This window comes from Verrucomicrobiia bacterium (genome assembly GCA_035577545.1).
In the GTDB taxonomy this organism is placed as follows: Bacteria; Verrucomicrobiota; Verrucomicrobiia; order Palsa-1439; family Palsa-1439; genus Palsa-1439.
The window spans coordinates 11,678-28,292 of record DATLVI010000004.1; the positions used below are offsets into that span (position 1 = coordinate 11,678).

The 16,615-nt window shown below is 58.6% G+C and carries 16 protein-coding genes and 1 pseudogene; 6 read left to right on the forward strand and 11 right to left on the reverse strand.

Going from position 1 to position 16,615, the window contains the following annotated elements:
- Positions 1-77: 77 nt before the first annotated feature.
- The 8 genes and pseudogenes from VNL17_00205 to rpiB form a co-directional block, all read right to left on the reverse strand.
- Positions 78-347: a EutN/CcmL family microcompartment protein gene (locus VNL17_00205; GenBank protein HXI82492.1), complete on the reverse strand. Its 270-nt coding sequence runs from the start codon at positions 345-347 to the stop codon at positions 78-80.
- Positions 347-961: a BMC domain-containing protein gene (locus VNL17_00210; GenBank protein HXI82493.1), complete on the reverse strand. Its 615-nt coding sequence runs from the start codon at positions 959-961 to the stop codon at positions 347-349. The genes VNL17_00205 and VNL17_00210 overlap by 1 nt, the downstream gene beginning before the upstream one ends.
- Positions 958-2,412 (reverse strand): aldehyde dehydrogenase family protein, encoded by a 1,455-nt coding sequence (locus VNL17_00215; GenBank protein ID HXI82494.1) that lies wholly within the window; start codon positions 2,410-2,412, stop codon positions 958-960. The genes VNL17_00210 and VNL17_00215 overlap by 4 nt, the downstream gene beginning before the upstream one ends.
- 6 nt (positions 2,413-2,418) lie before the next feature.
- The gene (locus VNL17_00220) at positions 2,419-2,709 is read right to left on the reverse strand and encodes a EutN/CcmL family microcompartment protein (GenBank protein ID HXI82495.1); all 291 of its coding nucleotides are present in this window, start codon (positions 2,707-2,709) and stop codon (positions 2,419-2,421) included.
- Positions 2,710-2,781: 72 nt separating this feature from the next.
- Positions 2,782-3,078 carry a BMC domain-containing protein gene (locus VNL17_00225; GenBank protein ID HXI82496.1) on the reverse strand — a complete coding sequence of 99 codons (297 nt, stop codon included), beginning with the start codon at positions 3,076-3,078 and terminating at the stop codon, positions 2,782-2,784.
- A 51-nt stretch (positions 3,079-3,129) separates the two neighbouring features.
- Positions 3,130-3,765 (reverse strand): hypothetical protein, encoded by a 636-nt coding sequence (locus VNL17_00230; GenBank protein HXI82497.1) that lies wholly within the window; start codon positions 3,763-3,765, stop codon positions 3,130-3,132.
- A gap of 20 nt (positions 3,766-3,785) precedes the next feature.
- Entirely contained in the window at positions 3,786-4,469 is a 684-nt protein-coding gene (gene deoC, locus VNL17_00235) for a deoxyribose-phosphate aldolase (protein HXI82498.1), read from the reverse strand.
- 192 nt (positions 4,470-4,661) lie between these two features.
- Positions 4,662-5,096, reverse strand: a pseudogene (gene rpiB, locus VNL17_00240) (ribose 5-phosphate isomerase B).
- A gap of 482 nt (positions 5,097-5,578) precedes the next feature.
- Between rpiB and VNL17_00245 the strand changes: the two are divergent.
- The 3 genes from VNL17_00245 to VNL17_00255 all read left to right on the forward strand — a co-directional run bounded on the left by VNL17_00245 (position 5,579) and on the right by VNL17_00255 (position 9,784).
- Positions 5,579-7,135 carry an ammonium transporter gene (locus VNL17_00245; protein ID HXI82499.1) on the forward strand — a complete coding sequence of 519 codons (1,557 nt, stop codon included), beginning with the start codon at positions 5,579-5,581 and terminating at the stop codon, positions 7,133-7,135.
- 67 nt (positions 7,136-7,202) lie between these two features.
- Positions 7,203-7,541: a P-II family nitrogen regulator gene (locus VNL17_00250; protein ID HXI82500.1), complete on the forward strand. Its 339-nt coding sequence runs from the start codon at positions 7,203-7,205 to the stop codon at positions 7,539-7,541.
- 257 nt (positions 7,542-7,798) lie between these two features.
- Complete coding sequence (locus tag VNL17_00255; protein ID HXI82501.1) at positions 7,799-9,784, forward strand: APC family permease; 1,986 nt, start codon at positions 7,799-7,801, stop codon at positions 9,782-9,784.
- A gap of 12 nt (positions 9,785-9,796) precedes the next feature.
- On the opposite strand, the gene VNL17_00260 is transcribed toward VNL17_00255, so the two are convergent.
- Genes VNL17_00260 through VNL17_00270 form a run of 3 tightly spaced genes read right to left on the reverse strand, consistent with a single transcriptional unit; the run spans position 9,797 to position 12,549 of the window.
- Positions 9,797-10,456, reverse strand: coding sequence for a response regulator transcription factor (locus VNL17_00260; protein ID HXI82502.1), 660 nt, complete (start codon positions 10,454-10,456; stop codon positions 9,797-9,799).
- Positions 10,453-11,862 carry a PAS domain-containing protein gene (locus tag VNL17_00265; GenBank protein ID HXI82503.1) on the reverse strand — a complete coding sequence of 470 codons (1,410 nt, stop codon included), beginning with the start codon at positions 11,860-11,862 and terminating at the stop codon, positions 10,453-10,455. The genes VNL17_00260 and VNL17_00265 overlap by 4 nt, the downstream gene beginning before the upstream one ends.
- A 39-nt stretch (positions 11,863-11,901) precedes the next feature.
- A complete protein-coding gene (locus VNL17_00270) occupies positions 11,902-12,549 on the reverse strand; it encodes a response regulator transcription factor (GenBank protein ID HXI82504.1) in 648 nt (215 codons plus the stop codon).
- 393 nt (positions 12,550-12,942) lie between these two features.
- Between VNL17_00270 and VNL17_00275 the strand changes: the two genes are divergently transcribed.
- The 3 genes from VNL17_00275 to VNL17_00285 all read left to right on the forward strand — a co-directional run bounded on the left by VNL17_00275 (position 12,943) and on the right by VNL17_00285 (position 16,557).
- Positions 12,943-14,574 (forward strand): ammonium transporter, encoded by a 1,632-nt coding sequence (locus VNL17_00275; GenBank protein ID HXI82505.1) that lies wholly within the window; start codon positions 12,943-12,945, stop codon positions 14,572-14,574.
- Between the two features lie 25 nt (positions 14,575-14,599).
- The gene (locus VNL17_00280; protein HXI82506.1) at positions 14,600-14,938 is read left to right on the forward strand and encodes a P-II family nitrogen regulator; all 339 of its coding nucleotides are present in this window, start codon (positions 14,600-14,602) and stop codon (positions 14,936-14,938) included.
- A gap of 173 nt (positions 14,939-15,111) precedes the next feature.
- The gene (locus VNL17_00285) at positions 15,112-16,557 is read left to right on the forward strand and encodes a sodium:proton antiporter (protein ID HXI82507.1); all 1,446 of its coding nucleotides are present in this window, start codon (positions 15,112-15,114) and stop codon (positions 16,555-16,557) included.
- Positions 16,558-16,615: the final 58 nt, after the last annotated feature.

Here is a 16,615-nt window from a genome sequence, read left to right on the forward strand (position 1 = left end):
TTAGATCCAATCCGTTCGACATCGATTTCCTCTCCCCTTGGGGGAGAGGATTAAGGTGAGGGGTCTTTGCCTCATTCCTATTCCGCATGCAATTCATCCACAATTCCGACGATCGCGTGATCGACAGGCACAAACCACGGCTCCAGCAGCATCGCCGCCTCGCGTCCGCCTTCGTAATACACCAACTCTTCAGGCCCCGCCATGCGCGTGCCATCGCAGGCGACGACAGGTTCGCCCTTCGGTTGGCCCTGTTTATCGAGCGGCTGAATCCAGAGCATCGGGACGCCTTCGAGTCCCGTGTATACGACACACGGCGTGAGCGTACCGATGACCTTGCCCAACAGCATTACGACGCCTCCTCGCCTTCGAGTTCGTGCAACTTGGCATCGAGGTACCGCGTCGTGTCATCAAGTTGTTTGGCGAGCGCTTCATGAGGACGCGCGATGATGCGGTAATGCGTGAAAGCCTGCCGTCCGCGCAGGAAATCGCTGGCGATATTCATGGCCGACTGGACTTCCTCCAACTCACCACTATACAGGCTGATGGCTTTGCCCGACATCTCGTACTCCGCAAGCCGCAACTCGACCAAATTCACGTCCGTCCCTTTGATAGCGACTTCCGCGGCGCGGACGTTGGCGGCAATCGTATCCGTCTCCAAAATAGCCACCGAACCTTGCTCGGAATTGGTCCGCTTGCCCAACATCGCATCATGAATCTTCGCATGCACATCCGGCAGGAACGCGTGGTCCAGCACGCTGCCGGCGCCGATGACAAGCGCCTCGCTGAGTGATTCGCCAACGCTGCCTGTCGTGCCGCCGAAGATGGTGAGATAGCGACCGCCGCTGACCGTCCCACCCTTGATCATGGCAATGGGCGCCTTCTTCAGGATCGCATCAGACGTATAGAGACCGTCGGCGATGCTGCTGAATTCGATAACCGCGATGGCGGGGTATTTCTTCACACAATTCTAAACGCGCCGACCAGCGTGCAGCGCCGCCAGCGTGAAAAACTCTTCGGGGTCGTCATGCCTTCGCCCGTGGGGCTGGCGATGGTGAACGACGTGGGACCTTCGCCCTTGAATCCAAGCCCCGCCTGCGACGGGCCGTTCTTGACGAAGATGCTGGCGTTGCACTCGCGCGCCATGCGGCTAAGGTTCGAAAGATTGTCCGAATGCATGACGAACGTGTGCCGTCGCGGATGCTCAAGTTGCATCGCAAAATCGATGCCCTCGTCGGCGTCCCGCACGCGCGTGACCGGGAAAATCGGCATCATCTGTTCGGTCCAGAGCAGGGGATGATCGTGGTCCACCTCGCAAATACCGAGACGAATGCTGTCGTCGCAACGGATGCCCGCCTTCTGCAGGATGACGCTCGCGCTCTTGCCGATGAGCGAGCGGTCAATGTCCGCTTCCTGCCGCGGGCCATGGGTTTGCTTGAACACCACCTTCTCGACCGCGGCCAGTTGTTCCTTCGTGATCAAGTACGCGCCGTTGTAACTCATCGCCTTGATAAGCTGGTCCGCCACGCTGGAAACGACGAGGCATTCCTTCTCATCAGCACAGATAATGTTGTTGTCGAAGGACGCGCCAAAAACGATGTCGCGCGCGGCCTTGTCAATGTCCGCCGTCTCATCCACGACCACGGGCGGATTGCCGGGCCCGGCGCAGATGGCGCGTTTGCCGCTCGCCATCGCGGCCTGCACAACGCCACCGCCGCCCGTAACGACAACGAGGCGCACGCCCGAGTGCTTCATCAATCCCTGCGCGCTTTCGACCGTCGGGTTCGCCACGCAGGTAATCAGGTTGCGCGGCCCACCAGCAGCAACGACAGCCTTATTGATGAGCGCAACATTATGGCAGGAGCACCGCTTGGCGTTCGGGTGGACATTAAACACCACCGCATTCCCCGCCGAAAGCATCGCAATCGTATTATTAATGATCGTCGAAGTCGGATTGGTCGTCGGCGTGATGGCTCCGATAACGCCAAACGGCGCCGGCTCGGTGAGCGTCAAGCCATCGTCACCGGTAACAGTGTGAGAGAGTAGATCTTCCGTGCCGGGCGTTTTCTCGGTGACCAGTTGGTTCTTGAGGATCTTGTCCTCGTAACGCCCGAGCCCCGTTTCTTCGTGCGCCATCCGCGCCAGCGCGCTGCCATGTTCCCGCATCGACTGCCGAATCGCAGCGATGATCTCATTGCGCTTCTTCAAGCCCTGCTGGTCGAACTGGCAAAAGGCGATGCTGGCCGCCTTGACCGCTTCGTCGATGGTGTCGAAGATGCCGATGTCCCGCAACGGCGCGGAAGCAGAAGCCGACGAGGATGAGGCTGCCGGTGCGGACGCGCCGCCGCGTCCCGTGAGGTCGGCGACGATGCGTTGCGCGATAAGATCGATTTCCTGCTCGCTAAGTCCTGCCATGGCGCACTAATCCTTTCGATACTTCTCGGTGCCGCCGATTTCCCAGCTGTCCACGATGGCCATGATGACCGCATCGCACGGCCGGTCTTTCGTGGCGAGGGTCTGGCGCGCCGAACTGCCCGTGGCAATCAACACCAACTCGCCAGGACCGGCGCCGACCGCATCGACGGCCACCACCTGCCCGCCGGTTTCTTTGCCTTCGGGATCGACGTGCTTGACCAGCATGAACTTCAACCCGTCCATGCTGGACTCCTTGCGCGTGGCGACGACGGTGCCGACAACTTTGCCAAGATTCATAAGCAAAAACTCCCAGTGAGACTGCTGGCCGCCGCGTTGGCGCAAACGACCGGCAGTCCACGGAGTGAATTGTTATTTCTTGGCAGCTTTGTTGCCACGTCCCAGCGGGACGACGGTGTCGACGTTCTCGTGCGGACGCGCGATGACGTGGACTGCCACCACTTCGCCCACGCGGCTGGCCGCCGTGCGCCCGGCATCAGTCGCGGCCTTCACCGCGGCGACATCGCCACGAATGACCGCCGTAACGTAACCGCCGCCCGTCTTCTCGTAACTCACGAGTTCAACCTTGGCGGCTTTCACCATCGCGTCGGCCCCTTCCACCATCGCGGCGAAGGAACGTGCTTCGAGCAAACCTAATGCATCTGCCATGTGCGGATCTCCTTACGTTTTTTGTGATCGGTTCAAATTGTTGGTTGCGGTCTAACCGCCGCCACTGCCCTTCATCTCGCGGCCCGTGACGCTGTTGATTGCCTGCTCGGCGGCTTTGGCGGCGACATCGATGTCCTTTTCGTCGCCCCCGAGATAGATGCGGCCGAAGCTGCCGAACGCGCGGATTTCCAGGATGTTTATCTCCGCGGCCTTCTCCGCCTCGTTCGCCGCAAACGCAGCGTACGCCGCCGGCGCGCACTCCATCGTGAAGAGCGTATGACCGGGCAGGATCATGTTGCCATGACGCGTGCGGTTGATGAGCATTGTATGATAATCGTCAATGCGACGGATGATGCTGCTGCTGAAAATCTGGGGCTTGTAACGCCCTTCCTCTTTGAGATCGAGCGCTTGAAGGATGGCCGCGCCCGCCTGGCGCACATCGGCCTGGGACTCAGAATGAATTTCGAGCATCCCGTACAAGCGCTCGATGATCTGCATGCCGGGCGTGACCTTGGTGGACTTGAGCGCAACGTCGGTGACACGGTTGATCTCCATGCCGGGCGAAATCTCGACGAAGAGCGACGCCTGCCCCGCGATCGGCAGGAAGCCCTGCGAGACCGTGGCGAAAAACGACGCCACCTGCGGCTGCAGGCTATCGAGAAAAATGTAAGAGCGTAGATCGGCCATGTTTTATCCTTTCGTATCCTCTAATACTTCGCGCCTTCCGACGAAACGGCTTCTCCCCGGGCTTCCTTCAAAATCTTCAGCCCACTTGACGTGCCGATGCGCGTCGCGCCCGCTGCAACCATCTTCAGCAAATCGGCCAGCGACCGCACTCCCCCCGACGCCTTCACGCCGAGGCCCTTGTCCTTAACAATCCGGCTCATCAGCGACACGTCTTCCACCGTCGCGCCACCCGAGCTGAACCCGGTCGAGGTCTTCACAAAGTCCGCGTTCGCCTTCACGGAAAGCTCGCAAGCGCGGGCCTTCTCTTCATTGGTTAGCAGCGACGTCTCAAAAATCACTTTGCATTTCGCGCTGCCGTCCCGGCAGGCCTCAACGACCCCGCGAATGTCCCGCAACACCATCTCATCGTCGCCGCTCTTGAGCGCGCCGACGTTGATCACCATGTCGATTTCCTTCGCGCCCTGGCGGATGGCCGCACGCGCTTCCATCGCCTTGGTTTCGGGCGGTTGCGCGCCGAGCGGAAAGCCGACCACGCAACAGACTTTGACGCTCGAACCTTCGAGCAACTGCCGCGCAAGCGAGACCCACGTCGGATTGACGCAAACCGAATAGAAGTTGGCCTGGCGCGCCTCGCGGCAAAGCTGTTCAACATCCGCCTTGGTGGCGTCCGGCCGCAAAACCGTGTGGTCGATGAGTTGGGCAATTTGCGCGGGCGAGAATCCCGGTCGGGACACCGTCGCCGCTATCGGCGGATTCCCCTGGGACGCGAGAAGCTCCTGGACGCGTTTGGCGATGCGTTCGAGGTCGGACTGCGAGGCGCTCATGCGCGGTTCTCCCACCGTGGCCAGCAAGGTTGACTGGTGCGCTCCGGTCTCAATGGGTCCGTTTTCGATTGCATTGATCAGTTGTACCCGTTTCCGATGCCGTTCTTCAACACATTCACCCGCCAGAAAAGTCTCGACGATCTGCTTGGCCGTCTCAAAATTGGTCTGGCCCGAGCCAAGCGTCAGCACGTTGGCGTCGTTGTGCTCCCGCGAATTCTTCGCGAGGGCGACACTGTAACACGCTGCCGCCCGCACGCCACGGACTTTGTTGGCCGCCATCGCCGACCCGATGCCCGCTCCGTCCACCACGATCCCGCGGTCGCACATCCCGCTCGCCACCAGCCGGGCGACGGTGTACGCGATGCGCGGGTAGTCCACTGCCTCTTTGCTGTGCGTGCCGCAGTCCTGCACGAAAAAGCCGCGGCTCTGCAAATAACCGAGAAGCTGATTCTTGAGTTCGAGGCCGCCGTGATCCGAACCAAGGGCAATCTTAAGGTTTTTCCCCATCGAAGTGTCAACCTTTTTTCATAATCCCGGGACAAAATCAAGCGGTGAGTGTTCCAAGGCGTGAATAGTCCCGCCGCACCTCTTCGATTCGATGCCCGTGAAGTGCCGCTGACATGTAGGGGGAGTTGTGTGGAAAAGCACAAAACGGTCGAAGAGTTCTTTGGAAGAAATGACGGGCCTATCCCCGTCATTGAAAGAGAGTGTAAAACCTCTCAACTATTTCTTGACAACTGTTACTATATGAACTCGATGGTGAATTCTCGACCACAGCGGGCCTCATCTACCCATGGATTGAAAATCGTAATAGTCTGCACAATAGATATTTGCACCTGTAGATATACCACGTGGCACGTGGGCTGCAAATGCTGGATTGCCATGCGAGCCTGGTTCCTTCGCTAGGGTGGATTGCGGGTCGCCAACTCTATACAAAAAGCCCGCTGTGAGAACCGAAACCTCGGAGAAATAGGAGAGCGAGAGAGATTATGATTAAAAAGTTCACGACAAAAATGCGAGACCCGAAGGAGCGCCGGTTGTTCTACGCGATATTCGGCGGAAAGATGCTCGGACTCGGATTGTGTTTCCTGGTGATGTTGGGTGTTTCTGCCTACTTTGGCAGCGCGGCGCTCAAGGCTCATGCGGACACCGGGACAGCCACGACCGCAACCGCGCCAGCTGCGGCTACGGCGGCCGCAGTAGCTGCCCCGGCCCCGACACCAGACAACCCCCCGTACGTCAACCCCATGAATACTATGTGGGTACTCGTCACGGCGTTCCTTGTGTTCTTCATGCAAGCGGGCTTTATGTTTCTCGAAGCCGGGTTTGCGCGGACGCGCGAGGCCGTGAACGTGTTGCTCGAAGGCGTGGTGGATACGTGCTTGTGTGGCATTTTGTTCTGGGCCTGGGGGTTCGCCTGGATGTTCGGGCACGGCAACGGATTCATCGGCTGGGGCGACGGCAGTGGGCACACGTGGTATTTCCTACACAACGTGCCGGTGACCTACGAGGGCACGGGTATCGCCATTTACGCTTACGTGCTGTTCCAATTCGCTTTCGCTGACTGTGCTTCGACAATCACCTCGGGTGCGATGCTCGGTCGGACCGGCTTCTGGGGCGATTTGTTATACAGTTTTGGCGTCAGCGGATTCCTCTACCCAATCTTCGGGCACTGGGCGTGGGGGCCGGACGGCTGGTTGAACACCATCAAGCCGGCGGCATTTCATGATTTTGCCGGTTCAACCATCGTGCATACGATCGGTGGAATGATTGCGTTGGCGGGCGCGATTGCACTCGGGCCGCGCCTCGGCCGGAAGTTCAAGCGGGACGGCGGTGGGCCTTTGCCCTATCACGATATGACCATCGCGGCGGTCGGAACCATCATCCTGTGGTTTGGTTGGTACGGCTTCAACCCCGGCAGCACCCTGTCCATCATGGACACAACGGGTACCGCTCGGGTAGCCCTCAATACGACCCTTGCGGCCTGCGCCGGCGCGTTGGCGGCCATGTTCTACGTGTATCCGCGATCGAAGAAATGGGACTGCGGTATGACGATGAACGGACTGTTGGCCGGCTTGGTGGCGATCACTTGTCCTTGTTACTGGGTCTCGCCGTTCGGCGCGATTTGCCTCGGCGCGGTTGCCGGCGTGTTGGTCGTGTTGGGTACCGACCTGCTCGAATACTTGCGCATTGACGATCCGTGCGGCGCGTGGCCGGTGCATGGCCTCTGCGGAATTTGGGGCACGTTGAGCCTGGGGCTGTTTGCCACCGGCGAATTCGGCGCGCCGACGCCCATGGGCGCCGACAACTCAGCGGGTATGGTCGTGACCGGTTTGTTCTACGGCGGCGGCACTTCGCAGCTCGTAGCGCAGATCATCGGCAATGCGTCGATCGGTCTCGGCGTCTTCGTGGCGGCGTTCGTCCTCATGTACGCGGTGAAAGCCACCGGCACACTGCGCGTTTCCAAGGAAGGCGAGATCGAAGGTCTCGATCTTCACGAACATGGCGGACACGCTTATCCGGAGCACATTGCTCACCAGTCGTAACCAAATGATTCGGGGAGGGAGAGATGCGCGAGTGTCTCTCCCTCCTCCAACTCCCTAAGGAGATTTCATGAATAAAATTGAAGCGATTATCAAACCGTTCAAGCTGGATGAGGTCAAAGAGGCGCTCGCAGAAATCGGGATTCAGGGAATGACTGTGAGCGAGGTCAAAGGGTTCGGTCGCCAGAAGGGCCAAACCGAAGTCTTTCGTGGTAGCGAGTACACCGTGGACTTCGTCCCGAAGATCAAATTGGAAATTGTCGTGGGCGACGAGGCTGTGGACCGCGTTGTCAAAGCGATTCAGGAAACCGCCAAGACCGGGAAGATCGGGGACGGCAAGATCTTTGTTTGGCCGATCAGCAAGGCCATGCGGATCCGCACGGCCGAAACTGGCGAAGCCGCTGTCTAGGGGCAGCCCGGACCACACTCCGGGTTGCGGACATGTGGAGGATGCGCGGGAGCTGTTGCCAGCCCGCGCATCCTTCCCAAAAAAGGAACGCTGATTGCCATCTCGTTTCCTCTGGGGTAGAGTCGCGGCCGTCAGCGAAGTGAGAGGCCGCGGTTGGCAAAAAGGCCCGACGGAAATGTTTAACGCGGTTACGATTCAACCCCAGCGCCGAACGCACTCCATTCTCCGCCGCCGATTCCCGTATTGCCAGGGGCCAGATGACTGATCGACCATCGGTTTCTGAGCCGTTGGGTAAACGCGTGCGATCCCTGGTTCTCGGGCCGGCCTTAAGCCCTCACGATCAAGCCATTTTTCATAAACTCTCGCTGATTGCTTTCTTTGCCTGGGTTGGTTTGGGCGCGGACGGCCTGTCATCCTGCTGTTACGGTCCCGAGGAGGCTTTTCTCGCCCTCGGCTCACACCCCTACCTGAGTATCTTCGTCGCGCTGGCGTCAGCGGTCACCGTGTTTGTTATCAGCGCCAGCTACACGCAAATCATCGAACTGTTCCCAAGCGGCGGCGGCGGTTATCTCGTCGCCAGCAAGTTGCTTTCCCCGGCTGTCGGCATGGTGTCCGGCTGCGCGTTGCTGATTGATTACGTGCTGACTATCACGATCTCGATTGCGAGTGGCGCGGACGCGCTATTCAGCTTTCTGCCCACAGCGTGGCAGCCCTTCAAACTGGGTTTTGCGGTTGTCGGCGTATTGGTGTTGACCTTGTTGAACCTGCGCGGCGTCAAGGAGTCGGTCATGGTGCTAGTGCCGATGTTCTTGATCTTCGTGATCACGCACGCGTTCGTAATCCTCTACGCGTTGGCGTTGCATGCCGCGGATTTTCCCGCATTGATGCATACGACCGCCGACAGTGTCCGTGCCTCCCGCGGCGAACTCGGCCTGTTGGGCACTCTCTTATTGATGCTCCGCGCCTACAGCCTTGGCGCCGGCACGTACACCGGCATCGAGGCGGTTAGCAACGGCCTGCCCATTCTGCGCGAGCCAAGAGTGCAAACGGGCAAGCGCACGATGAATTACATGGCGATCTCGCTCGCGTTCACGGCGACGGGATTGATGATCGCCTACCTGCTCCTCCACGTGGAACATCAACCCGGCAAGACGCTGAATGCAGTCCTTTTCGAAACACTCACCCGAGGATGGGGCAGGGCCGGCGTGGTCTTCGTTTTGGTCGCCCTGGTGTCGGAAGCCGTGCTGCTACTGGTGGCGGCGCAGGCGGGTTTTCTCGGAGGCCCGCGCGCCTTGGCGAACATGGCGCTGGATCGTTGGATGCCCACGAAGTTCGCGACGCTCAGCGACCGGCTTGTCACGCAGAATGGCGTCCTGCTCATGGGTGGCGCGGCCTTGGCGATGATGCTCCTGACGGCCGGCTCGGTCAGGATCCTCGTGGTGCTCTACAGCATTAATGTCTTTATCACCTTCTCCCTTTCCCAACTCGGCATGGTGCGGCATGCCTGGCAGGAGCGCGCGTTGACCCGGCCATGGAAGTGGAAGCTCCTCGTCAATGGTGTCGCCCTCGCGCTCACGTCGGCCATCCTCGTATTGATGACCATCCTGAAATTCCGGGATGGCGGCTGGATCACGCTCGTGCTGACGGGGGGTTTGGTCGCGTCGGCCCTTGTCATTCGCCGCCATTACGACTACACCCGCACGTTTCTCAAACGGCTGGACAGCCTGCTGGAAGCGGTAGACATGGGTGCGGGCGACGAAACGGTGACAGTCCCCCCGTGTGACCCGAACGCCCAGACCGCCGTGATTCTGGTCAGCGGCTTCAACAGTCTCGGTCTGCACACCCTGCTCGGCGTGTCGCGCGTGTTTCGCGGCCATTTCAAGAACTTTGTTTTCGTGCAGGTCGGCGTTTTGGATGCGGGTAACTTCAAAGGCTCGGCTGAAGTCGAGAGCTTGCGTAATAATTGCCTGGAGCAGCTAGATCATTATGTCGAGTACATGACGGATCACGGCAATTACGCCGAATGTTACTACTCCATCGGGACGGACATCGTGGCGGAATTGGATCAGATGGCCCCGTTCATTACGGAGAAATTCCCGAATGCGGTCTTTTTCGGAGGCCAACTGGTGTTCCCGAAAGACACGCTGGCCACGCGCTGGCTGCACAATTACACCGTCCTGGCCGTGCAGCGTCGTTTTTACCGGCGAGGCATCCCGTTTCTCTTGCTGCCGATTCGGATCTGATCGCGTGGCGATTTAATCGCCGACTGCCTTGTTAAACTTGATCGCGTACTGGAGAAGTTCATTCGCCGTTGCGAGGCCCAGCTTTTCCTTGAGGCGTGTGCTGTAGCTTTCCACAGTGTTAACGCTCAAACTTAGTTTCTCCGCAATCTGCGGGTTGGAAAAACCATCACCGATCAGCCGCAGGACTTTCAGTTGCCGCTCGGTCAGGCTGTCCAGCAGCAGTCGCGGCGCGTTGGGCGGACGGGAAGCCATCTCGCGAATCATTTTGCTTGCGTGCGCTTCGCTAATGTAAATCTGCCCGGCGATCACGGCGCGAATCGCCTCCTTGATCTTGTGGCTGGCCTCCTGTTTCGTGATGTAACCCTTGGCGCCCGCGCGCAATGCGCGTTCGGCGTACAAAGATTCGCGATGCATGGATAGCACCAGGATCGGCAGGTCCTTGAAACGCTCGCCGAGTTCACAGATCAATTCAGTGCCCCGACTATCGTCCATGGTGAGATCGACAATGGCCATGTCCGGCTTCAAAACGGGGATCTTGGCAAGAGTCTGGGCCGCATCGCTGGTCTCACCGCAGACCATGAGGTCAGGTTCGCGGTTGATCATTTGCGAAAGCCAATCCCGAACCATGGGATGATCGTCCGCAATGAGAATTCGAGTCTTGGCGGTGCTCATGGTTCGACGGTTTTTGCGACGGGGCTTTTGGGCAGGGCGCAGGTAACGATCGTCCCGCCCTTGGCGCCCGCACTCACATCAAACGAAGCTCCCAGCATTCGAGCGCGGTACCGCATGGTATGCATTCCCATCCCGCCACGTCGGGTCGGGGGTTTGGAAATCCCAATGCCGTTGTCCTGTACGGTCAGGATGACCCGCTCCGGCAGGTTCGTCAAACCGATTTCAATGGATGTCGCTCGGCCGTGACGAATGGCGTTATTTACAGCTTCCTGGGCGATGCGATAAAGGTGGATGGCCGTGGCCGTGTCATCAATGAGGACCAACGAATCGGACCGAAAAGAACATTGAATGCGATGCATGGATTGAATGGAGGTCGTCAATTCCTCCAGCGCCGACATAAATCCATTCGCGTCGACTTTCACCGGGTCGAGGCCTTCCGCCACATCACGGGCCTGGCTGATGGCGCGGTCGATAAACTCGGCGATCTGCCTTACCTGCGCGGCTTCCGGCAGGGATTTCTTGTCCAGCTCCTCCTCCACAATCTTGCAGGCAAACATCGTGGCGCTAAGATGCTGGCACAATCCATCGTGCAGATCCCGTCCGATCCGCCGCTGTTCCTGGTCGCCCACTTCGAGGATTTGCCGTTCCAAAAGTTTACGGTCCGTGATGTCTTCCGCGATACCGCCGATCCGATAAAGCACTCCCGCTTTGTCGTAAATGGGAAAAGCCTGGTCATGGATCCAGCGAACGGTTTGGTCGGGTCGGATGATTCGGTATTCCTCGTCATACCTTCCGCCATGGAGTTGACTGGTCATGGCGGCTTGCATGACCCGCTCCCGATCTTCCGGGTGGACGGCTTCCAGACGGGAATCAGGCGCGGTGTAGAGGCTTTCACAGGTTCGCCCCCAAATGCTCGCGTAGCCCGGGCTGACGTAGATGACCCGTGACCGTTCCACGTCGGTCATCCAGAAGACCTCATGGATGCCCTCCGCCAGTTGGCGGAATTGCTGTTCGCTGGCCTGCAACTCGGCTGTCCGCCGTTCGACGCGCTCTTCCAGTTCGGCATTCAATGTCTTTACCGCCGACGCTAGAAAGACCACCGCGAGAAATGCCACCAATCCATTGAATGCATTCCAATAGGGGGCCAGCGGGTTCCATCCTTGTCGTAGCTGCGTGAGATTGACGATGAGCCAGGCGAAGGCGCAGACGAACGAGATAAAAATACCCTGTCGGCGTCCGACAAACCACGTGAAGAGCAGGACCGGGAAGAGATACGAGATCGTGAAGGTCATCTCCGTCGGTGTGGAGTGATCGAGTACGGCAATCACCGAAACCAAAATGACCCCGGCGACCGTCAGCGAGGTTTTCGACCTCTGTCCCAGCCAATCAACGATTCTTTGCACCATATTCGCTGCTTCCCAGGTCCAACTTTACTGGATCGCGGGTCAATCCCCGACAATTTTATTGAACTGGATGGCGTATTGTAAAAGCTCGTTAGCAGTGGGGATTTCCAGCTTTTTCTTCGTCCGAGCGATGTAGCCCTCCACGGTCTTGGCGCTCAATCCCAATTGCTCGGCGATTCGATGGATGGAAAGGCCTGCGCCAATGAGCCGCAGAAGCTCCAATTGCCGTTCGCTCAGGATATCGATGGGACGGGGAAGCGTTTTGGGTGAACGACGGCGCAGTTTTTGGCTGATGTAAATCTGTCCGGCCAGCACCACCCGGATCGCGTGCTTGATCCGGGCGCCCACCTCCTGCTTCATGATGTAGCCCCTGGCGCCGGCGCGGATCGCGCGTTCAGCGTAGAGCTCTTCATTGCGAACGGAAAACACCAGCACCAACAACTCCTTGAATTGCGTCCGGATACTCTGCACCAGGTCGAGTCCGTGCGTGTCTTTCATCGTCAGGTCGACGATGGCCATGTCCGGCTTCAATTCCGCAATCGCCGTCAAGGTTTGTCCGGCATCGGCCGCTTCCCCACACACCGTCAGGTCCGGCTCGCGATTGATCAATTGCGCGAGCCAATCGCGCACCAGCGGATGGTCGTCCGCGATGAAAATCCGCGTTTTCGTTGTGACCGAAACCGAACTCATGACTCGCCAAATAAGTCGTATCCATCGCGAACACGCAATCCATTTTTTATAAAAAGATCGAAAAGGGAATTCCCTCTCGAAACTCGAGGGCATTTTCCGCCATGGCGCACTAAGCATTCTTGCTGGCGCGTTTTTATTTTCAAATGCGCACCGGCAGACACGATGGACAATTTCCTTCGCGCTACCGCCTCATTCTTGCTCCGTGGAATTGCGGAAGAATCTAATCACAAGCGTGTTGCGCCAGCAGGTGCGCGGCATGGCATCGCTCCTGCAAACGAGATCGCCACGCGAGCCGGAAAATTTCGCTGAGTCGAATGCGACTGGCCAGCAGACGTACGGAAGTGCCCGCTATCGGGAACCGAAACTTCGGAGAAATAGGAGAGCAAGAAGATTATGATTAAAAAGTTCACTACCAAAATGCGGGATCCAAAGGAGCGTAAGTTCTTCTACACGCTATTCGGGGGAAAATTGATGGGAGCGGGATTGTGTCTTCTATTGATGTGGGCGGCGTTCGCCTACTTTGAGGGTTCGGCTACCAGGGCTCACGCGGACGACACGGCGGTAAAGACGGAAGCTTCGCCCGCCGCCCCGGCGGCGCCAGCAACTCCCGCCCCAGCCGTGGCAGACGCTTTGCCGCCCTACGTGAATCCAATCAACACCGCCTGGGTTCTGCTCGGCGGGTTCCTCGTGTTCGGCATGCAGGCGGGCTTCACCATGTTGGAAGCTGGCTTCTGTCGGGAGCGTGAAACCGTCAACGTGCTGGTGGAATGTATGTTCGACACCTGCGTCTGCGGAATTCTGCACTGGGCATTTGGCTTTGCGATCATGTTCGGCGGCGGCAACGCCTTGTTTGGCTGGCATCTGCCGGGAGATCCGACCAAGAGTCTGATTTTTATGAAAGACGTCAGTCTATTGGCGACGTACGGTTCCACGGGTATCCCCATCCTTGCGCACTTTCTCTTCCAGTTCGCCTTCGCGGACTGCGCTTCGACGATCTGCTCGGGCGCGATGGTCGGACGGACCCGGTTCTGGGGCGATATCCTTTATTCCATCGGCGTATCGGGCCTTATCTATCCGGTCTTTGGCCACTGGTGCTGGGGTCCCGATGGTTTTCTTGCCACGATGGGCTCGACAGGCGGTTTTTTGGCGGGTCTCGGAATGAACTTTCATGATTTCGCCGGTTCAACCGTTGTGCACTCGATTGGCGGATGGGTTGCGATCGCCGGTGCCCTCGTGCTGGGGCCGAGGTTGGGTCGAAGGTTCAAACGTGACGGCGGCGAGCCGATGCTTCCGCATAATATCGTCATCGCCGTCATCGGCGCCCTGATCCTCTGGTTCGGCTGGTACGGCTTCAACCCCTGTTCGACACTCTCGATCATGGACAACGTCGGCGTCGCCCGCGTGGCGGCCAATACCACGCTCGCCGCCTGCGGCGGTGGTATCGCCGCAGTTCTTTGGGTCTACTTCAGGACCAGGAAATGGGATGTGATTTCTATCGTCAACGGCTCCCTCGCCGGCCTCGTGGCGATTACCTGCCCCTGCTATTGGGTCAGCAACGCTGGCTCCATCGTCATTGGTTTGGTGGCGGGCGTGTTGGTCGTACTGGCGACGGATTTGCTCGAGCATCTCCGGATCGACGATCCGGTGGGCGCCTGGCCCGTTCACGGCGTGTGCGGTATTTGGGGCACTCTGTGCTTGGGCTTGTTCGCCAGCGGCGAGTACTCCGCGGCCGGTTCAAGCCCTACCGGGGTGCCTTCGATCGTTCCCGGGTCGGCCGATGCTCTCACTGGCCTGTTCTACGGCGGCGGCATGAAAGTCCTCATGGCGCAGTGCATCGGCAGCCTGGTTGTCTGCACCGCGACGTTCGTCACTGCCATGGTGATGTTTAAAGCGCTCGATGCCGTGAGCTTGCTCCGCGTCTCCAAAGAGGGCGAACTCGCTGGGTTTGACCTCGACCAGCACGGGAGCGAAGCTTATCCCAAGTCTGCCGGCGCACACTGGAGCGAAGGTAAGGCATCGAGTTAAGACCGAGGGCCTGTAAGGAGAACATATGAATAAAATTGAAGCGATTATCAAGCCGTTCAAGCTCGATGAAGTTAAAGAGGCCCTGTCCGAAATCGGTATCCAGGGCATGACCGTGAGCGAAGTCAAAGGGTTCGGTCGTCAAAAGGGCCAAACCGAAGTCTTCCGCGGTAGCGAGTACACGGTGGACTTTGTCCCAAAAATGAAACTGGAAATTGTGGTCGCGGATGACATGGTGGATCGTGTTGTCAAAACGATCCAGGAAACCGCCAAGACCGGCAAGATCGGCGATGGCAAAATCTTCGTGTGGCCGATTAAGCGGGCCGTGCGGATTCGTACGGCTGAAGTTGACGAAGCCGCTGTCTAGGAGCCGCCAGGATCTCACACCTGGTCGCTCTCCGGTGGAGGATGCGTGGGGAAGTTGGCGCCTCGCGCATCCCTCCCCAATAGGGGAGGGAAACAGTATGAATACATTATCAAATTTATCCCTTACGCGATTCCGTTTCTTTTGCGGCTGCGGCTGAAGTATCTTCAACGGTGATGCGCGGAAAAGCCGTCACCTTGGCCGTCTTTTTTGGAACGCTCGACATTGCCAGTGTCGCCACTGGGGCTGAGATTACTGCCCCGCGCGAACCGCATGTGCTGATGGTCGCCCCGTTTGTGATTCTTTTGCTGGCGATCGCACTGTTGCCCTTCGTCCTCAAGCACCATTGGGAAAACCACTATCCAAAGGTCGCCATTGGTCTGGGGCTGATAACCACGGTCTATTATGTCGTGGTCCTGCACAACACGCCACGGATGCTCCTGGGCCTGATCGACTATGTCGGCTTCATAGCGCTGATCGGATCATTGTATGTCATCGCCGGCGGCATTCATATCGATATGACCGGCCGCTCGACGCCCACGGTCAACACGGGCCTGCTGGCGCTCGGCGTGATCCTCGCGAATCTCCTCGGCACCACGGGCGCATCGATGTTGTTGATTCGGCCCTTTCTGCGAATCAACAAGCCACGCATCGCGCCCTATCACGTTGTGTTCTTCATCTTCCTCGTCAGCAATATCGGCGGGGCGCTGACACCCATCGGCGATCCGCCATTGTTCCTGGGCTATTTGAAAGGGGTGCCGTTTTTCTGGCTGATGCAAAGGTCGCAGGTCCTCTTGGCATGGTTACTCTGTGTAGGCGTGTTGCTGGCGCTTTTTTTTGTCATCGACTCGGCCAATTTCCGCAAGCACAAGCCCGCCGTTGCCAAACAGGCCCGGGACCGCGTCGAACTGGAAGGCTCACACAACTTCCTCTGGCTGTTCGTCATCATCGTGCTGGTCCTTGCGCAAAAGGGGGAATGGGTGAAAGATCTGGAGCATTGGTCCGTCCTGGCTTCGCTCGGGGACGGCTTGGGCTGGAGCGCGGTCAGGACGGCGGAAAGTTTCACGACGTTGTTCATGGCCCTGTTGATGATTGGGACAGCGGGGTTGTCGCACAAATTCGCCAACCACGATGCTTTAAAGAAGAACCAGTTCGACTTCGAACCGTTGCGCGAAGTCGGGCTCCTGTTCGTGGGCATCTTTGCCACCATGGTGCCAGCCCTGGATTTGTTGGAGAAGCACGCCGCCGGCCTCGGCCTTGCCACCGTGCGGCAATTTTTTTGGGGAAGCGGGCTGCTTTCTTCCATGCTGGATAATGCGCCGGCGTATCTCAGTTTCCTGGCCGCCGCGTTTGGCCTGCGGCATCTGTCCTTGGAAAACCCGGCGCACGTCCAGGCTTTCTTGCTCGACCTGAACGCCTCGAAGTATGTCGTCGCTGTGTCGCTGGGGTCGGTTTTTTTCGGCGCCGTGACCTACATCGGCAATGGGCCGAATTTCATGGTCAAGAGCATCGCAGAATCGGCTGGGGTGAAATGTCCCGGCTTTTTTGGTTACGTCGTCAAGTACGCGTTGCCCATTCTCATCCCACTCTTCGCGCTTGTATCGTGGCTGCTTCTGGCCTGATGGAAATGACAGGGAGCACCCCGTCCTAGATGGGGGGTAATGTCCCGTTTTGACCACA